The sequence below is a fragment of the Arthrobacter sp. UNCCL28 genome, from assembly GCF_900102805.1.
GTDB lineage: Bacteria > Actinomycetota > Actinomycetes > Actinomycetales > Micrococcaceae > Arthrobacter > Arthrobacter nicotinovorans_A.
Genome location: NZ_FMWE01000001.1, coordinates 586,501 through 602,457 on the forward strand (window position 1 = coordinate 586,501; position 15,957 = coordinate 602,457).

General features: G+C 62.6%; 16 protein-coding genes. 12 read left to right on the forward strand and 4 right to left on the reverse strand.

Going from position 1 to position 15,957, the window contains the following annotated elements; all coding sequences use genetic code 11:
* Positions 1-38 precede the first annotated feature (38 nt).
* Positions 39-1,070, reverse strand: coding sequence for a pirin family protein (locus tag BLQ01_RS02660; protein ID WP_091550021.1), 1,032 nt, complete (start codon positions 1,068-1,070; stop codon positions 39-41).
* 50 nt (positions 1,071-1,120) lie between these two features.
* Between BLQ01_RS02660 and BLQ01_RS02665 the strand changes: the two genes are divergently transcribed.
* The 10 genes from BLQ01_RS02665 to BLQ01_RS02705 all read left to right on the forward strand — a co-directional run bounded on the left by BLQ01_RS02665 (position 1,121) and on the right by BLQ01_RS02705 (position 10,732).
* Complete coding sequence (locus BLQ01_RS02665; RefSeq protein ID WP_091550023.1) at positions 1,121-2,917, forward strand: glycoside hydrolase family 35 protein; 1,797 nt, start codon at positions 1,121-1,123, stop codon at positions 2,915-2,917.
* Between the two features lie 30 nt (positions 2,918-2,947).
* Positions 2,948-3,400 carry an NUDIX hydrolase gene (locus BLQ01_RS02670; protein WP_091550025.1) on the forward strand — a complete coding sequence of 151 codons (453 nt, stop codon included), beginning with the start codon at positions 2,948-2,950 and terminating at the stop codon, positions 3,398-3,400.
* A 36-nt stretch (positions 3,401-3,436) separates the two neighbouring features.
* A complete protein-coding gene (locus BLQ01_RS22270) occupies positions 3,437-3,595 on the forward strand; it encodes a hypothetical protein (RefSeq protein WP_167332876.1) in 159 nt (52 codons plus the stop codon).
* A gap of 27 nt (positions 3,596-3,622) precedes the next feature.
* Positions 3,623-4,804: a ribosome small subunit-dependent GTPase A gene (gene rsgA, locus BLQ01_RS02675; RefSeq protein ID WP_091550026.1), complete on the forward strand. Its 1,182-nt coding sequence runs from the start codon at positions 3,623-3,625 to the stop codon at positions 4,802-4,804.
* A gap of 154 nt (positions 4,805-4,958) precedes the next feature.
* Complete coding sequence (locus BLQ01_RS02680; RefSeq protein ID WP_026546230.1) at positions 4,959-6,053, forward strand: ABC transporter ATP-binding protein; 1,095 nt, start codon at positions 4,959-4,961, stop codon at positions 6,051-6,053.
* Complete coding sequence (locus tag BLQ01_RS02685; protein ID WP_026539907.1) at positions 6,053-6,793, forward strand: ABC transporter permease; 741 nt, start codon at positions 6,053-6,055, stop codon at positions 6,791-6,793. The genes BLQ01_RS02680 and BLQ01_RS02685 overlap by 1 nt, the downstream gene beginning before the upstream one ends.
* The gene (locus tag BLQ01_RS02690) at positions 6,790-7,533 is read left to right on the forward strand and encodes an ABC transporter permease (RefSeq protein WP_026539908.1); all 744 of its coding nucleotides are present in this window, start codon (positions 6,790-6,792) and stop codon (positions 7,531-7,533) included. The genes BLQ01_RS02685 and BLQ01_RS02690 overlap by 4 nt, the downstream gene beginning before the upstream one ends.
* Positions 7,530-8,486 (forward strand): ABC transporter substrate-binding protein, encoded by a 957-nt coding sequence (locus BLQ01_RS02695; protein WP_026539909.1) that lies wholly within the window; start codon positions 7,530-7,532, stop codon positions 8,484-8,486. Before BLQ01_RS02690 ends, BLQ01_RS02695 begins: the two co-directional genes overlap by 4 nt.
* A 120-nt stretch (positions 8,487-8,606) precedes the next feature.
* Positions 8,607-9,827, forward strand: a complete 1,221-nt coding sequence (locus BLQ01_RS02700; protein ID WP_026546228.1) for a pyridoxal phosphate-dependent aminotransferase — start codon at positions 8,607-8,609, stop codon at positions 9,825-9,827.
* Between the two features lie 47 nt (positions 9,828-9,874).
* Positions 9,875-10,732, forward strand: a complete 858-nt coding sequence (locus tag BLQ01_RS02705) for a polyphosphate kinase 2 family protein (RefSeq protein ID WP_091550028.1) — start codon at positions 9,875-9,877, stop codon at positions 10,730-10,732.
* A 145-nt stretch (positions 10,733-10,877) separates the two neighbouring features.
* Here the strand turns inward: BLQ01_RS02705 and BLQ01_RS02710 are convergent, their stop codons facing one another.
* Positions 10,878-11,129, reverse strand: coding sequence for an exodeoxyribonuclease VII small subunit (locus tag BLQ01_RS02710; RefSeq protein ID WP_026539912.1), 252 nt, complete (start codon positions 11,127-11,129; stop codon positions 10,878-10,880).
* Between the two features lie 42 nt (positions 11,130-11,171).
* A complete protein-coding gene (xseA, locus tag BLQ01_RS02715) occupies positions 11,172-12,449 on the reverse strand; it encodes an exodeoxyribonuclease VII large subunit (RefSeq protein ID WP_091550029.1) in 1,278 nt (425 codons plus the stop codon).
* 178 nt (positions 12,450-12,627) lie between these two features.
* Here xseA and BLQ01_RS02720 point away from each other — a divergent pair, with 178 nt between their 5' ends.
* Together BLQ01_RS02720 and BLQ01_RS02725 are read left to right on the forward strand one after the other, a co-directional pair.
* Entirely contained in the window at positions 12,628-13,491 is an 864-nt protein-coding gene (locus BLQ01_RS02720) for a hypothetical protein (protein WP_091550031.1), read from the forward strand.
* A gap of 24 nt (positions 13,492-13,515) precedes the next feature.
* Positions 13,516-14,601, forward strand: coding sequence for a 4-hydroxy-3-methylbut-2-enyl diphosphate reductase (locus BLQ01_RS02725; RefSeq protein WP_026546225.1), 1,086 nt, complete (start codon positions 13,516-13,518; stop codon positions 14,599-14,601).
* Positions 14,602-14,674: 73 nt separating this feature from the next.
* Here the strand turns inward: BLQ01_RS02725 and BLQ01_RS02730 are convergent, their stop codons facing one another.
* The gene (locus BLQ01_RS02730; protein ID WP_254779173.1) at positions 14,675-15,955 is read right to left on the reverse strand and encodes a DNA recombination protein RmuC; all 1,281 of its coding nucleotides are present in this window, start codon (positions 15,953-15,955) and stop codon (positions 14,675-14,677) included.
* Positions 15,956-15,957: the final 2 nt, after the last annotated feature.

A 15,957-nucleotide genomic window follows, 5' to 3' on the forward strand; every position in this document is an offset into this window, starting at 1 on the left:
TACCCCACACCGCGTGGGGGTATTGGCGGTACTAGGACTCAGCCGCGGGTTCTGGGGCGCAGCTTGACGCCTGGCAGCGGGGGAGCGGGAATTCGTCCGGCCTCCGGTCCGGCGTCTGGCCCGTGGCCTTGGACGTGCCCGAAGCGTGAGGTGGCGGCAGCGGCGTCGTCGAGCAAACCCTCGGCCTCCCATTGTTCGCGGGCCTGTTCCACTTCCTCGTGCGTCCGCCCAACGAAGTTCCACCACATGAGCAGGTCTTCACCGAACGGCTCGCCGCCCAGGAGCATGAAGCGGGTGTCGGGTTTTGCTTCCACGCTCAGAAGCGATCTACCTGCGCCCAAGTAGGCCAACGGGCCGGCCTCGACATCCTGGCCGTCAATGACAAGGTGGCCGTCCAGGACCAACACGGCGTGTTCGAACTCCGGTTGCAAAGGCAGCTCAAGGGTTCCAGTGCCGGTGATATCGGCTCCAAGAATGGGGCTGAACATGGTGGCGGGGGAGCGCTGGCCCGCAAATTCCCCCACCATCACTGTGGCGGTGAAACCCTGGCCCACCGCCACGGGCAGGTCCTGGACCTGCTCGAACGACGGCGCCCGGTGGCGGTGCTCTTCGGGCAATGCAACCCACAGTTGCAGCCCACGGGAGACAGGCAGCTGTTCCACCAGCGGGCTTGAACTTGATCCGCTGGTGGCGGGCAGGACTGAGAACTCCGAGTGCGAGATTCCATGGCCCGCGGTCATGATGTTGAGCTCGCCTGGCCGGACCACGACATCGCTGCCCACGCTGTCCCGGTGCCTGACGGCCCCTTCGAGGGGCCACGTGACAGTTTGAAGGCCACTGTGCGGGTGGGGCAGGACGCTCATGGCCACCCGGTCCGGGCCAAAACTGTCCAGGAAGCACCACGCACCTACAGTAGGCAGCCCACGTTGGGGCAGGGTCCGCATGACGTTCATGGCCCGGACACCGCCGAGGGGAACTTCGCGTTCGGGCCACAGCTGCACGCAAGGCCCCTGACCTTCGTGGGCCGCCGGACATACTTCCTGGGCGGGGGAAGTATCAAGATTGGTCATGTGATCATCGCCTGTGCATAAATGTTGGAAATTGAGCTAATCTGTTCCACGTGAACAACGCCCTCCTGAGCTACCACGACGCCGTCCTTTACCGTTCGGGTGAACCGTATCGCATCCTCGCTGGAGCCATCCACTACTTCCGCGTGCACCCGGACCTGTGGCAGGACCGGCTGCGTCGTCTCAAAGCCATGGGCGCCAACACCGTGGACACTTACGTTGCTTGGAACTTCCACCAGCCTAAGCGCGACCAGGCCCCGGATTTCAGCGGCTGGCGTGACATCGGACGTTTCATGGACCTCGCTGCCGGGGAGGGCCTGGACGTCATCGTCCGTCCGGGGCCCTATATCTGTGCCGAGTGGGACAACGGGGGTTTTCCGGCGTGGTTGACCGGCATTCCGGGGATCGGCCTGCGCTGCATGGACCCCGTGTTCACTGCGGCCATTGAGGAGTGGTTCAACCACCTTCTGCCGATCGTGGCGTCACGGCAGGCCTCGTCAGGAGGTCCTGTAGTGGCCGTGCAGATAGAAAACGAATACGGCAGCTACGGTGACGACCACGAATACATCCGATGGAACCGGCGGGCCTTGGAAGAGCGGGGCATCACCGAGATGCTCTTCACTGCCGACGGCGGCACCGACTACTTCCTCGACGGCGGCTCAATCGACGGCACCTGGGCCACCGCCACGCTGGGAAGCCGGGGCGATGAAGCCATAGCCACCTGGCAGCGGCGCCGCCCCGGAGAGCCGTTCTTCAACGTTGAGTTCTGGGGAGGTTGGTTCGATCACTGGGGCGAACTCCACCACCGCCGCGACGCCGATGACGCGGCAGCGGAAGCACGCAAGATGCTCGATCCCGGCGGATCGCTGTGCGCTTACATGGCTCACGGCGGGACCAACTTCGGCCTCACCTCGGGCAGCAACCACGACGGCACCATGCTCCAGCCCACGGTCACCAGTTACGATTCCGACGCTCCGATCGCGGAGAACGGCACCCTGACGCCGAAGTTCCATGCTTTCCGAAAAGAATTCTTCCGTGCCCAGGGCATCGAAGAACTCCCGGAACTCCCAGTGGAATTGCTGGCGGATTCTCCCGTTGTTCCGGCCCAGTCACTGCCACTGGGTAGCGGGCAAGGCCTCCTTTCGATCGTCCGGAACGCGGGGATTGCCGTTGCCAGCGTCAAGCCGCTGAGTTTTGAGCAGCTGGGACTGGACGCCGGCTTGGTGCTGTATTCAGCTGAAGCCATCCTGCCCGGACAACCCGGGATGCCCGTTGAAAGCCGGCTCAAGATCACCGGCCTTAATGACCGCGCCTATGTATGGGTGGATGGTAATTTTGCCGGTGTCCTTGATGACGTCACCGGTGCCGAAGGGCTGTTGGTTACCGGCACGGGTGTTGCTGCCAGGCTTGAGATCCTCGTGGAGAACCTGGGCCGGATCAACTACGGTCCTTTGACCGGACATGGCAAAGGCATCCTCGGAGGCGTCCTCATCAACCAGCGATACACCTTCCACTGGACGCAGACTCCGGTGCCATTGGCCGAGTGGACGCAGGACCACCTGGATGTCCTGTCCGGAGTCGAGTTCGAGATTGGCGAGGCGGCCGATACCTACATCGCTTTGCCGGGTTCGGAGAAGGGCTTCGTCTGGCTCAACGGCTTCCTGCTCGGCAGGTACTGGAACAAAGGCCCCCAAGTAACCCTTTACGCACCCGCTCCGTTGCTTAAGCCCGGCCGTAACAGCATCAAGGTGCTCGAACTCGGAAAGCCGGGGACCGTCGTCGAACTTCGCGAGGCGCCGGATCTGGGTCCGGTGGAAGCCGGCCCCATCGAGGCGGCCGAACTTCCCTAAGGGAGCCGGACAGGCAATTATGCTGGCACCATGACCCTGCAGTTCGACACCCGCCCAGCCGCTTACGCCGTAATGATCCGGGAAGGGAAGATCCTGCTGGCCTATTGGAAGCAGGATGGCAAAGAAGGGTGGACACTTCCCGGCGGAGGGTTGGACCTCGCTGAACATCCTGTGGACGGCTGCCGGCGCGAAGTTTTCGAGGAAACCGGCTACGAAGCGCGTATTGATCGCATGCTGGGTATCGACGTCGGCCACTGGCCCGGCGATGTCCGCCCGGATGGCTCAGTCAGGGACTTCCAGGCCTTGCGCCTGGTATATGAGGCCACGGTGGTGGGCGGCGAACTGACCCACGAGGTAGATGGAAGCACCACCCATGCTGCTTGGGTTCCGCTGGACGACGTCGGCAAACTCAACCGGGTTTCTTTGGTTGACACTGCCTTGCGGCTCCACCGGGAGCGCCCGGTAAATGGGAAGCTCGACTAAAACCGCGGAGCCTGGGACTAGCCAAAGTTGCGCGCCTTGGCTACTCTGAACAACGTTGCCGGCTTTTTGGTTGCCGGCCTGGATGCCGAGGAGGTGGATTTGATGATTGCCATGATCTTGCGTGCCCCGCTGCCCGTTGCAGCGCGCCGTCATCAGCCCATCATTCCTGTCCCGGCATCAGCCAGCCAAAGCTAGGCGGCCGGACCTCACCAGAGGCTTCCATTGAAAACTTACGCTTCAATAAGCGACCCATCTTTCAGCCCGGCATCAACCAAGCAACGTCCCGCCAGGGGACCAGCAGAGTACGGCTACACCGATAAAACCGCGGAGCTCTTCCGCGTCCACACTCCACCGGAACAGCAGGAAAACTCCAGCCCGGCCCGTATTGTGCGCCTGGACCGCAACCGGGTGCTCGTAGCGTCGGCAGACGGTCTGCTGCACTTGCCCTATCCAACACAGGGACCGGTACCCGCTACCGGTGACTGGGTATGGCTGGGCCATAACACCGCGGGTGAGCCTGCCGTCGTCGAGGTTCTTCCCCGGCAGTCGGCGCTGAGCCGGAAACGCGCCTTTGAGGCCTCGTCCGAGGAACAGGTCCTTGGCAGCAACATCGACATTGTGGCCGTAGTGGTGCCGGTGGACCGTCCCCTGACCCACAACCGTCTTGAGCGGACGCTGGTTGCGGCGTGGGATTCCGGTGCTACGCCGCTGGTGGTCATCACCAAAGCCGACCTGGCCGATCTGGCTGACGACGTCGTGGGGGAGGTCATTCTGCAGGCTGCAGGAGTGGAGGTGGTGACCACTTCTGCAGAGCAAGGGGACGGGCTCGATGAACTCCTGCAACACATACCCACTGGTGCAACCCTTGTCCTGTTGGGTCCTTCCGGTGCAGGAAAATCAACGCTCATCAATGCCCTTGCCGGCCATGAGGTCCAGCAAACCGGTGCGGTCCGGGCAGGTGACGGCAAGGGCAAACACACCACAACCTCACGTGAACTGGTGCCACTGCCCGGCGGTGCGGTGCTGATGGATACCCCGGGCGTCCGTGGTTTTGGACTCTTTGACGCGGACGAGGGCATGGAGGAGATGTTCGGCGATCTTGAAACTCTCTTCGCCCAATGCCGCTTCGCCGACTGTGCCCACCAAGCGGAGCCGGGCTGCGCGGTCCAGGAGGCGCTGGCGGAGGAAACACTGGATCCCCGGCGTTGGGCCAGCTACCAGAAACTGCAACGTGAGTTGGCTGCCCTGGCCCGGAAACACGACGCAGCAGCCCGGCGTGCGTACCAGCGCGAATGGCACCAAAAGGTCATGTCGGCGGACCGCGGCCAGCGCGCGGCGGAAAGGTACAGGCACGACCAAGCTGAGGCACGGGGAGGCAAAGCAGGCAAACGGCGGAAGCGATGAACATTGCCGATTCATTACAGAACTCGTGGCGGCGCTGACATCGTCGGTGGTGCTGGCTACGCTGGGTGAAGATTGCTTTGCAGCCAAGTAATAAGAGTGCATATGATCATGTGGCTCTACCGATGTTCTCCACCACAGATAGGTAAGCCCGGGTATGGCCGAAGCCATGATTGAGTTCAAGAGCGTCACCAAGCAATACCAGGGTGGGCAGCCAGCCGTGGACGCTCTCAGCATGTCCATCGACAAAGGCTCCATCACCGTGTTTGTTGGCCCTTCGGGCTGCGGCAAGACCACATCCCTGCGCATGATCAACCGGATGGTGGAGCCAACCAGCGGAACCATCACCGTTGGGGGCAAGGACGTTTCGCAGGTTCCCGCCCCGGAGCTACGCCGCTCCATGGGCTACGTCATGCAGTCATCGGGCCTGCTGCCGCACCGGTCGGTGCTGGATAACATCGCTACAGTCCCGCGGCTCAACGGGGTATCCAAGTCCGATGCGCGCAAACGCGCAGAGGAATTGCTCGACGTCGTGGGGCTGGCTTCGGTTCTTGGCAAGCGCTACCCGTCCCAGCTCTCAGGTGGCCAGCAGCAGCGCGTCGGGGTTGCCCGGGCGCTCGCTGCTGATCCACCCGTCCTGCTGATGGATGAACCCTTCAGCGCGGTTGATCCAGTGGTCCGTGACGAACTTCAGCAGGAGCTCCTTCGCCTGCAACGGGAACTGGCTAAAACCATCGTCTTTGTCACCCACGACATCGATGAGGCAACTGTTCTTGGCGATAAAGTTGCCGTCTTCGCCGTGGGAGGAAAACTGGCTCAATATGCTGCGCCGGAAGAAATCCTTCGGGCGCCGGCCAACGACTTCGTCGCATCCTTCGTCGGGCGCGACCGCGGCTTCAGGCACCTTGCTTTCAATACAGCCGATGCCGTCACCCTGCACCCGGTAACCATGGTCAGCCCTTCGGCTGGTCATCAGGCGGGCCGGGCATCGGGGGAGTGGGCCTTGGTAGTGGACGCCGACTCCCGCCCGCTGGGATGGTCCTCTCCGCGTGACGGCGCGGGTTTGATCCCGGGCGGTTCGTTGTTCCGCAAGGGAGACACCCTGCGCCGCGCCCTGGACGCGGCGTTGTCCTCGCCGTCGGGTCTTGGCGTAGCAGTGGACGACGACGGCCGCGTTGCCGGAGTCCTGAAGGCGCCCGAAGTCCTGGCCCTCATTGAAGAAGTCCGGCACCACAGGGAGGACGCCACCTGATGGAGTGGTTCCTCGGCAATACCGGCCTGGTTTTCGGGTTGGCTGGGCAGCATATGGTGCTCGCCATCATTCCCATGGTCCTTGGCCTCCTGATTTCCATCCCGTTGGCCCAGCTGGCCCGGGCCAACAGCACGCTCCGCTCCGTAGTGGCTACTGCCACCTCGCTGCTGTACACGATTCCTTCCCTGGCTTTGTTCATCATCCTTCCCACCATCCTGGGCACCCGGATCCTGGACCCCCTGAACGTGGTGGTGGCGTTGACGATCTACGCCGTAGCCCTGCTGGTCCGTGCAGCGATGGACGCCTTTGATTCGGTGGACGACGACCTCCGGAATGCAGCCGTGGCCATGGGCTTCAAACCCCTGGCGCGCTTCTTCCAGGTGGACCTGCCGTTGTCGCTTCCGGTGCTGTTTGCCGGACTCCGGGTGGTCTCGGTCAGCAACATTTCGCTGGTCAGCGTCGCGGCACTGCTGGGCGTGGGAAATCTCGGCGTCCTTTTCACCGACGGGCTGCAGCGGACCTTCGTCACCGAGGTAGTGGTGGGCATCATTGCCATTCTGGTGCTGGCACTGCTGATGGATGCGGTGCTGGTGGTTCTGGAAAGGCTTCTGACTCCCTGGACCCGCGCAGCCGGTGGACAGTCCTCCCGCACCGACGCCAACACCCTGCTCACTGAGCCCAAGGCCGGACCCCGCGTGGCGAAGTCGGGCCTCCGCCCGGATCCGGGGGCGTCCGCATGAATATCTTTGCCGAGACGATTGCCTGGCTCGTTGACCCCAAGCACTGGACCGGCAGCGGTGGCATTCCCACCCGTGTCCTGGAACATCTGCAGTACAGCGCCCTGGTCCTCCTCATTGCGGCCGCCATCGCCGTTCCCATCGGTCTCTTCATCGGGCACACAGGCCGTGGACGCGTGGTCGCTGTTGCCGTGGCCGGTGCGCTCCGGGCGCTCCCCACGCTCGGGTTGCTGGTGCTGTTTGCGTTGCTCGCCGGCAGCGGTTTGATGCCACCGGTGTGGGCGCTCGTGATCCTCACGGTCCCGCCGCTGCTTGCAGGTACTTACGCCGGTATTTCCAGTGTGGACGCCACGGTGGTGGATGCTGCCAGGGCCATGGGCATGACCGAGCTGCAGATCCTCTTCCGCGTGGAACTTCCCAACGGCCTGCAAGTCATGTTCGGCGGAATCCGTACCGCGGTGTTGCAGGTCATCGCAACCGTTTCCGTGGTGGCTTACCTGCCCCTCGGCGGGCTGGGCCGCTATTTGTTTGACGGACTCGTCCTGCAGGATTTCCCCAGGATGCTTGGCGGTTCCCTGCTCATCGCCGGCCTGGCCATTGCCGTGGACCTGATCCTCGCCGGCGTGCAACGGCTGGTCCTATCCCCGGGCCTTACCCTCGACTCAAACGGCAGCCACAAGGCAGCCGACGATCTCACAGCCGCGGCTCCAGCCGGGGCTGCCGTTCAAGGAGGTACACCATGAAGAACCCCGTCCCCATGACCCTTACGCGCCGTGGTCTCGGCGGCCTCGCAGCCGGACTGGGTGTGGCCCTTGCGTTGAGCGCATGTGGCGGCAGCCCGTTGGCCACACCGTCCACGTCGGCTTCGGGCGGTTCCGCTGCCGGTGGCTCGCTGGTGGTTGGATCGGCTGACTTCCCGGAAAGCCAGGTCATCGCCGAGATCTATGTTGGCGCCCTCAACGCGGCAGGACTCACTGCCACGTCCAAGCCCAACATCGGCTCCCGTGAAATCTACTTCAAGGCTGTCCAGGACGGCTCCGTGGACCTCGTCCCGGATTACTCCGGCAACCTCCTCTCCTTTGTGGATACCGAGGCAGCGGAAGTATCAGCCGAGGACGTCTACAAGGCCCTTCCCGGCAAGCTTCCGGACGGCCTGGCAGTGCTGGATGCTTCCAAGGCCGAGGACAAGGACGCCATGGTAGTGACCAAGGCGACGGCGGAGAAGTACCAATTGAAGTCCATCGAGGACCTGGCCAAGGTGTGCAAGGACTTCACCATGGCAGCTCCGGCCACGTTCGAGACGCGCTCCTACGGCTTCCCGGGGCTGAAGAAGAACTACAACTGCGAGCTCAAGGGACTGCAGCCGTTCAGCGACGGCGGTGGCAACCTGACCCTGCAGGCGCTGCTTGAGGACAAGGTCCAGGTGGCCGATATCTACACCACCACCCCGTCCATCGTCGACAACGACCTCGTTGTTCTTGAGGATCCCAAGAACAACTTCAAAGCCCAGCAGGTCCTGCCGCTGGTCAAGGAGGACAAGATGACGGACAAGGCCAAGGAAGCGCTGAACAACGTCTCCAAGATCCTCACCACCGATGACCTGATCAACCTCAACCGCGCGGTCAGCGGTGACCAGAAGCAGGCTCCCAAGGATGCCGCCGCTGCGTGGCTCAAGGACAAGGGCATCGTTAAGTAACGCCTTTTCAATACCGTGCACGACGGCGGTGACGGACCCGTGCGGGCCCGTCACCGCCGTCGTCGTATGTGTGAGTTAAGTCTCAACTGAAGTGCATCACCCGTGTGGCATATTTGAGGAATGGCGAAATTCAAGCAGTCCACCAAACTTCATAATGTCCTCTACGACATCCGTGGACCGATTCTTCAGGCCGCCCAGCAGATGGAGGCGGAGGGTCACAGGATCCTCAAACTGAACATCGGAAACCCGGCCCCGTTTGGTTTTGAAGCGCCTGACGCCATTTTGGTGGACATGATCCGCCACCTTCCCAATGCCCAGGGTTACAGCGATTCCCGCGGAATTTTCTCGGCCCGGACCGCAGTCTCGCAGTACTACCAGACCCGTGGCATCCAGAATATCCACGTAGATGACATCTACCTCGGCAACGGGGTCAGCGAACTTATCACCATGTCCCTCATGGCCCTTCTTGAAGATGGCGACGAGGTCCTGATTCCCACCCCGGACTACCCCTTGTGGACAGCTTCCGTAGCCTTGGCCGGTGGCCGCCCGGTGCACTACCTCTGTGACGAGGATTCCGGCTGGCAGCCCGATCTTGAGGATATGGAAGCCAAAATCACGCCGCGAACCAAGGGCATCGTGGTGATCAACCCCAACAATCCCACCGGCGCCGTGTACCCGGAAGAGACACTCAAGAAGATCGTCGCCCTCGCAGAGAAACACGGATTGGTGCTCTTCGCCGACGAAATCTACGAGAAAATCCTTTACGAGGACGCCGTCCACATCAACCTGGCCGGCCTCACCGGCGACGATGTCCTGTGCCTGACATTCAGCGGGCTCTCCAAGGCCTACCGCGTCTGTGGCTACCGGGCCGGTTGGATGGCCATCTCAGGGCCGAAGAAGGACGCTGCGGACTACCTTGAAGGCATCAACCTGCTGGCCAACATGCGCTTGTGTGCCAACGTTCCCGCGCAGCACGCCATCCAGACTGCCCTGGGCGGGTACCAGAGCATCAACGACCTCATCCTGCCCGGCGGCAGGCTGCTTGAACAGCGCAACAAGGCCTATGACCTCCTGAATGCCATTCCCGGAGTGAGCACCCAACAGGCCAGGGGCGCCCTGTATCTGTTTCCGAAGCTGGACCCGGAGGTCTACCACATCCGCGATGACGAGAAATTTGTCCTCGACCTCTTGAAGGAACAGAAAATCCTGGTTTCCCACGGACGGGCCTTCAACTGGGTGCGCCCGGACCACTTCCGAATGGTCACCCTGCCCAACGTCAAGGACATTGAAGAGGCCATTGGCCGCATGGCGGACTTCCTGTCGAGGTACCCGGGGAACTAGCCTGAGGTCCATGGCCGTTCCACGAGGGCGCGGCCCTGCGGAAAGGCATGCCGGTGGCTGCAGTTGAGTTTGCCAAGAGTCCTGCTGAGGTATTGAGGGTCGGGCCAGGGTTCACGCTCGCCAGTGTGGACTCTGGCTCCACCCCCGGATATCCGGGCGCGAAAGCTGACGGCAAGGCCTTGCTGGGAGCCCAGGATGCACGGCTGGCAGAACTGCAGGAGAAGCTCTTTGCCCAAGGCCGGTTCGCGAGCACCAAGAGGCTGCTGCTGATCCTGCAGGCCATGGATACGGCAGGCAAGGGCGGCATCGTCAGCCATGTAGTGGGCGCCATGGACCCGCAGGGCGTTCAACTGCGCGCCTTCAAGGCTCCCACTGACGAGGAAAAATCCCATGACTTCCTGTGGCGGATCGAAAAGGAAGCTCCCGCTGCCGGGATGGTGGGAGTTTTCGACCGTTCGCATTACGAGGATGTCCTGATTCATCGGGTGCACGGATGGGCCGACGCTGCGGAGCTGGAACGCCGCTACGCCGCCATCAACGACTTCGAGGCCCGGCTCGCGGACCAAGGCACCACCATCGTCAAAGTCATGCTCAACATCAGCAAAGACGAGCAAAAAGAGCGGCTGATAGCGCGCTTGGATGACCCCAGCAAGCACTGGAAGTACAGCAGTGGAGACTTGGCCGAACGCGCGTTCTGGGACGACTACATGGATGCCTACAGCGTGGCGTTCGAGAAGACGTCAACGGACATAGCGCCCTGGCACGTGGTCCCGGCCAACAAGAAGTGGTACGCACGCATCGCTGTGCAACAGTTGCTGATCGATGCCCTTGAACGCCTCCAGCTGGACTGGCCAAAGGCCGGGTTCGACGTAGCAGCCGAACGCGCACTGGTGGTGGATTCCTAGGACTCCCCTCCGAGGGCTGCCCGGTGCTGCGCGGCTTGGCGTTAGTGCGCTGCTTGGACGTTGCTGCGCGGCTTGGACGTTGCTGCGCGGCTTGGACGCTGCTACGCGGCTGGGCGTTACTCCGCTGCTTGGACGTTAGTGCGCGTTACTGGGCGGCAGCACCGGCGTCGTTGCTTGCGTCCCGGGCTGTGGCCAGGCGTTTGCGGGCGCCTTCCAGCCAGTCCTCGCAGCGTTTGGCCAGGGCTTCGCCCCTTTCCCAGAGTGCCAGGGATTCTTCCAGGCTGGCACCTCCGGCTTCCAGGCGGCTAACGACGCCCATGAGCTGTTCGCGTGCTTCCTCGTAGCTCAAGGAATCCAAGGATTCCGGTGAAGATGCGGATGAGTTGTTCTCGGTCATGATGTCCTTTTGTGTTCGGTAGTGACGATGGTGACCGATTCATCAACGGTCCACGATGTGTCCTTGGCCTGTGGACACTGCCCTGAAGCGACCTTCGGCTACTCGAATGGCCAGGGAGGTTCCTTCAGGGGCTTCCTCAGGACTGCTGACCACTGTGTGCCCGGCTTGGTCCTCGCCAACAATCTGGACCACGGCATAGCCACGGTCCAGTGTCTTTTGCGGGGAGAGGGCCCTGACTTGTGCGCGCAGGTGATGGACCTGGTCCAGGGCGCGGGCAACGGCAGTGCTGACGGCTGAATGGGAGCGGCGCTGCAGGCGATGGATGTCTTCGGCCCGGGCGTCCACCATCGAGGCCGGGGTGGCCAGCACCGGCCGTGACTTCAATGACTGCAGCCGGTCCGATTCCCGGTCCACCATCCTGCCGATGCTCCGGCGCAAGTGGTCCCTTGCCTGCCTCACCATGGCCAGTTCCTCGGCCACGTCAGGAACTATCCGCTTGGCGGCATCGGTGGGCGTCGACGCCCGAAGGTCCGCCACGTCGTCAAGGATGGGGCGGTCGGCTTCGTGCCCGATCGCGCTGACAACCGGAGTGGTGGCCGCCGAGACCGCACGGATGAGGTCCTCGTTGCTGAACGGAAGGAGGTCTTCCAACGCGCCGCCCCCGCGTGCCATGACAATGACGTCTACCTGGGGGTCGGCGTCGAGCTTCTTTAACGCCGCGATGATCTGGGCGACGGCGGTATTGCCTTGGACGGCAACCTCACGGACATCGAACTCGACCGCGGGCCAACGCAGCGCGGCGTTGCGCAGGACGTCCTTTTTGGCGTCGGAGTCGCGGCCCGTGATGAGGCCGATCCGGTGGGGGAGCAGGGGCAGCTTGCGTTTACGGGAGTCGGCGAACAGTCCTTCGGCTGCCAGAGCCTGCCGGAGCCGCTCGATCCTGGCCAGCAAGTCGCCCAGGCCCACAGGGCGGATGTCTTTGACGGACATGTTCAGCCGGCCCGTCTTGACCCAGAAATCCGCCTTGACCAAGGCAACTACGCGGGAACCGCGTTCGAGGGGGACCTTTTGGCGATCAAGCACCGTGGACCACACCGAGGCAGGAAGGGAAATTTCGGCGTCAACGTCCCGCAAGGTCAGGAAAGCGTTGCCGCCCCGGCGGTTCAGTTCAATGACCTGCCCCTCGATCCACGCCGCGGGTGCCCTTTCAATATGGGCTTTGAGCTTCCGGGAGAGCAGTTGCAGCGGCCACGGATTGTCCGGGCTTGTTTCAGCCGCTGTTCCCGGCAAGGTGGATTCGGGTGTGGCTTCAGCGGACATGTGTGGTCCGTGCCTGTTCCGGTCTCCGTGTCTGTTGCTGCATGATGTGTCCTTGCTCGGGGATGCGGCTTTGGTGGCGGCCGCTTTCCAACTCTATCCATAGCTTCCCAACCCGCCCCGACATTTTTCCTATCATGTGGACAGACCTAGGATGGTGGCACAGCCGACGACCATGAGGATGACCTTGCGTACATTTGTTTCAGCATTGGGAGTGATCCTCGCCGTTCTTTTGACAGCCGTCGCTGTCCCCGCGGCCTGGGTGGACCAAAACATCGTCAAAGAAGAGGGTTTCGTCCGGATTGCCGGCGGGCTGGGCAATGATCCCGAATTCCAGAACCGTCTGGCTGCCGCGGCGGTTGGAACCTTCGAGTCTTCCGTTGATCTGCCTGGACCTCTTCAGTCCCTTGCGGCCGGAGCACTTCGGAACGCGGCCACGGGGATGCAGTCCTGGAGCGATTATCCCCAGGCCTGGGAGGAAACCGTGCGGAGCAGCCACAGGCTGAACTTTGGGACCGCGGCCCCTGGCGACGGGTCGGCTGCGTCCACGACGCTGGTCCTGGATATTGGGCCGCTTGTCAGGCTGATTCGCGACCATTTCGCCGAAGCGACACGCATCCGTCTTGATGTTCCCGCCGAGAGCCTCGTATCCCTGGGCGAACCTTCACATCGGCAGCTTGTGGAGCGTGTGGCAGCCTATGCGCCGTTGTGGTGGGTGGCTGCTGCCGGGGCGCTGGTTTCTGCCCTCCTGGCTTTGGTTGCTGCCCGACGACGCTCCCTGGCGTTGGTTTTCCTGGGGCTTGGCGGCCTGGCTTTGGCGGCGCTTTGGTCCGTGGGTGCAGATATGGCCGGTGGCATGGTCGGAAATCTTGCCAGCGCCAACGATGTTGCAGAACTCTTCAAGAACGAGTTCCTCACCACCGCGCGCAACGGCTTTGGTCAGTGGGTGGGGGTCGCGGCCCTGATCTCCGGAGCCATCCTGGTGGCGGGCGTCATAGCGGCAGTGCTCACAGGGCGACGAGGGTCACGTTCGGCCCGAAGCTAAAGGCTGGGCCGGTAGCATGGATGCATGACCAGCACAGCAGTTTCCATTCCTATGCCCACGGTGCCCCGCAGACGGCGATCTCCGGAAGAGGTACAGGCAGCGGCGCCCGTGACGGGTCCCAAGAAGGTTCTGCTGGCGGCCCCGCGAGGGTATTGTGCCGGCGTGGACAGGGCAGTCATTGCTGTTGAGAAGGCCCTGGAGCACTACGGGCCTCCGGTCTACGTCCGCAAACAGATCGTGCACAACGTTCATGTGGTCAGCTCCCTTGAAGAACAAGGAGCCATCTTCGTTGAGGAAACAGACGAGGTCCCGGAAGGCGCCTTGGTCATTTTCTCTGCCCACGGCGTATCTCCGGCCGTGGTCCAGTCTGCTGAAGACCGTGGCCTTCGGACCATCGACGCAACCTGCCCGCTGGTGACCAAGGTCCACAAGGAAGCCGTCCGCTTCGCCAAGGACGACTACGACATCCTGCTGATTGGCCACGAAGGCCACGAGGAAGTCGAAGGAACCGCCGGGGAAGCGCCGGAACATATCCAAATCATCAACGGGCCCCACGAGGTCGATAAGGTAACCGTCCGGGACCCCGAGAAGACGATTTGGCTTTCCCAGACAACCCTGAGCGTGGATGAAACCATGGAGACGGTGCGCCTCCTCAAGGATCGGTTCCCGACCCTCCAGGATCCGCCCAGCGACGACATTTGCTACGCCACCACCAACCGCCAGGTGGCTATCAAGAAGATTGCGCCCCAGGCAGACCTCGTGATCGTGGTGGGTTCAGCCAATTCGTCCAACTCCGTGCGGCTGGTTGAGGTCGCCCTTGAATACGGTGCCAAGAGCTCCTACCGGGTGGACTTCGCCAATGAGGTGGACGAAGCCTGGTTCGAGGGTGTCGCCACAGTTGGCGTCACCTCAGGGGCCTCGGTTCCGGAAGTACTGGTTCAGGATGTCCTGCGGCTGCTGGCGGACTACGGTTACGGCGAGGTCCAGGAAGTGGTGACGGCTGAGGAAGACCTGCTGTTCTCGCTTCCGAAGGAGCTGCGGGCCACCCTGAAGAAGGCCGGCGACGTAACACGTGCGCTTGGCGGGCGCGGCAACCGCTCCACGTCCTAGAACAACAGATGTAATCGGGCCAGCCCGTAGTGGTTGCCGTCCCAAGGACGGGAACCACTACGGGCTGCTTCGTTTAAGCGGCAGACTCGCGGTCTTCTTCATCCATGTCACTGTGATGGCTGAGCGATGTCTGCTGTTCGTGGGGTTCCACGGCCAGAAGCTCCGGTGCAGCCAGAGTGCGGGGGACTGCCTCTACTGACATGGGCGCGGCAAGACCGGCCTCGTCCATGGTGTTGAGCTTGCGTGCTGTCGGAAGGACCCGTGCCTCCAGCGTTCCCACCATTGCGTTGTAGCGGTCCACGGACGTTTTCAGGGAGCTGCCCAGCTTGCCCACATTTTCGCCCAGGGTGCCCATGCGTTCGTACAGTTGCTTGGCGAGCTCGAACAGTTCATGCGCGCTGTCTGTGAGGACGTCCTGGCGCCAAGTGAAGGCTACAGACTTCAGGACCGCGAGCAAGGTGCCAGGCGATGCCAGCACAACGTTCCTGGACAGGGCATATTCCAGGAGTGCCGGATCTGCCTCCAGGGCTGAGGCCAGGATGGACTCAGCAGGGAGGAAACAAATCACCAGTTCAGGGGAGTTCCCTGGGATGTCCCAGTACTTCTTGCCCGCCAAAGCATCAATGTGGGCCTTCAAGGCTTTGGCATGGTTGGCGAGCAAAGTCTTTGAATCATGGTTACTGGCCGGCGCTACGGACTCCCCAAAGGAACCGTCGCCGTGCATCTGTTCCTGCGCGGCCAGGTAGGAAGCCAGCGGGACTTTGGCGTCAACCACCAATTGCTTTCCCCCTGGCAGCTGGACCACCAAGTCCGGGCGAAGCGTGTTCTCGGTCCGGCCCGAATGGACTTGCTCGTGGAAGTCCACATGCCGCAGCATTCCGGAAGCCTCCACCACCCTGCGGAGCTGAACTTCGCCCCACTGGCCGCGGGCACTGTTGGAGCGAAGGGCCGAGGCCAAGGCATGCGTGGACCGCAGGAGTTGCTCGTCGGACAGCCTGGCATCCTGGAGTTGCTGGGCAAGCTGGCCGTATTGTTCCACCCGGTCCCGTTCCAACAGCGACACTTGCTGCTGAACGGCCGTCAGCTTCTCAGCGACCGGAGCGAGCGCACGCAGAACACTGCCGTCCGAGTTCCTGGACGCGGTCAACTCGCGGTTCTGTGAGAACAAAAGCCGACGTTCGGCGTCGGCCGCTGCAAGCTGCGCCGTCACCTCCGAGAGGCGCGCCGAAACGGCGTCGAAGTCTTCTTCCAAGCCTGCGCCCCGGCGCCGAAAGACAATGTAGCCCGCTGCCAGGCCTACGGCGGCGCCGATCAAGAGCATCAGCAGGGCCAAAACCAATCCAAATCCATCCATGA

Bases quoted from the DNA above. Each gene is read 5' to 3' on its own strand.
- BLQ01_RS02685 (WP_026539907.1), top strand. From the start codon at position 6,053: ATGGAGTGGTTCCTCGGCAATACCGGCCTGGTTTTCGGGTTGGCTGGG.
- BLQ01_RS02670 (WP_091550025.1), top strand. From the start codon at position 2,948: ATGACCCTGCAGTTCGACACCCGCCCAGCCGCTTACGCCGTAATGATC.
- BLQ01_RS02695 (WP_026539909.1), top strand. From the start codon at position 7,530: ATGAAGAACCCCGTCCCCATGACCCTTACGCGCCGTGGTCTCGGCGGC.
- BLQ01_RS02725 (WP_026546225.1), top strand. From the start codon at position 13,516: ATGACCAGCACAGCAGTTTCCATTCCTATGCCCACGGTGCCCCGCAGA.
- BLQ01_RS02660 (WP_091550021.1), bottom strand. From the start codon at position 1,070: ATGACCAATCTTGATACTTCCCCCGCCCAGGAAGTATGTCCGGCGGCC.
- BLQ01_RS02700 (WP_026546228.1), top strand. From the start codon at position 8,607: ATGGCGAAATTCAAGCAGTCCACCAAACTTCATAATGTCCTCTACGAC.
- BLQ01_RS02680 (WP_026546230.1), top strand. From the start codon at position 4,959: ATGGCCGAAGCCATGATTGAGTTCAAGAGCGTCACCAAGCAATACCAG.
- BLQ01_RS02690 (WP_026539908.1), top strand. From the start codon at position 6,790: ATGAATATCTTTGCCGAGACGATTGCCTGGCTCGTTGACCCCAAGCAC.
- xseA (WP_091550029.1), bottom strand. From the start codon at position 12,449: ATGTCCGCTGAAGCCACACCCGAATCCACCTTGCCGGGAACAGCGGCT.
- BLQ01_RS02705 (WP_091550028.1), top strand. From the start codon at position 9,875: ATGCCGGTGGCTGCAGTTGAGTTTGCCAAGAGTCCTGCTGAGGTATTG.
- BLQ01_RS02710 (WP_026539912.1), bottom strand. From the start codon at position 11,129: ATGACCGAGAACAACTCATCCGCATCTTCACCGGAATCCTTGGATTCC.
- BLQ01_RS02730 (WP_254779173.1), bottom strand. From the start codon at position 15,955: ATGGATGGATTTGGATTGGTTTTGGCCCTGCTGATGCTCTTGATCGGC.
- BLQ01_RS02720 (WP_091550031.1), top strand. From the start codon at position 12,628: ATGACCTTGCGTACATTTGTTTCAGCATTGGGAGTGATCCTCGCCGTT.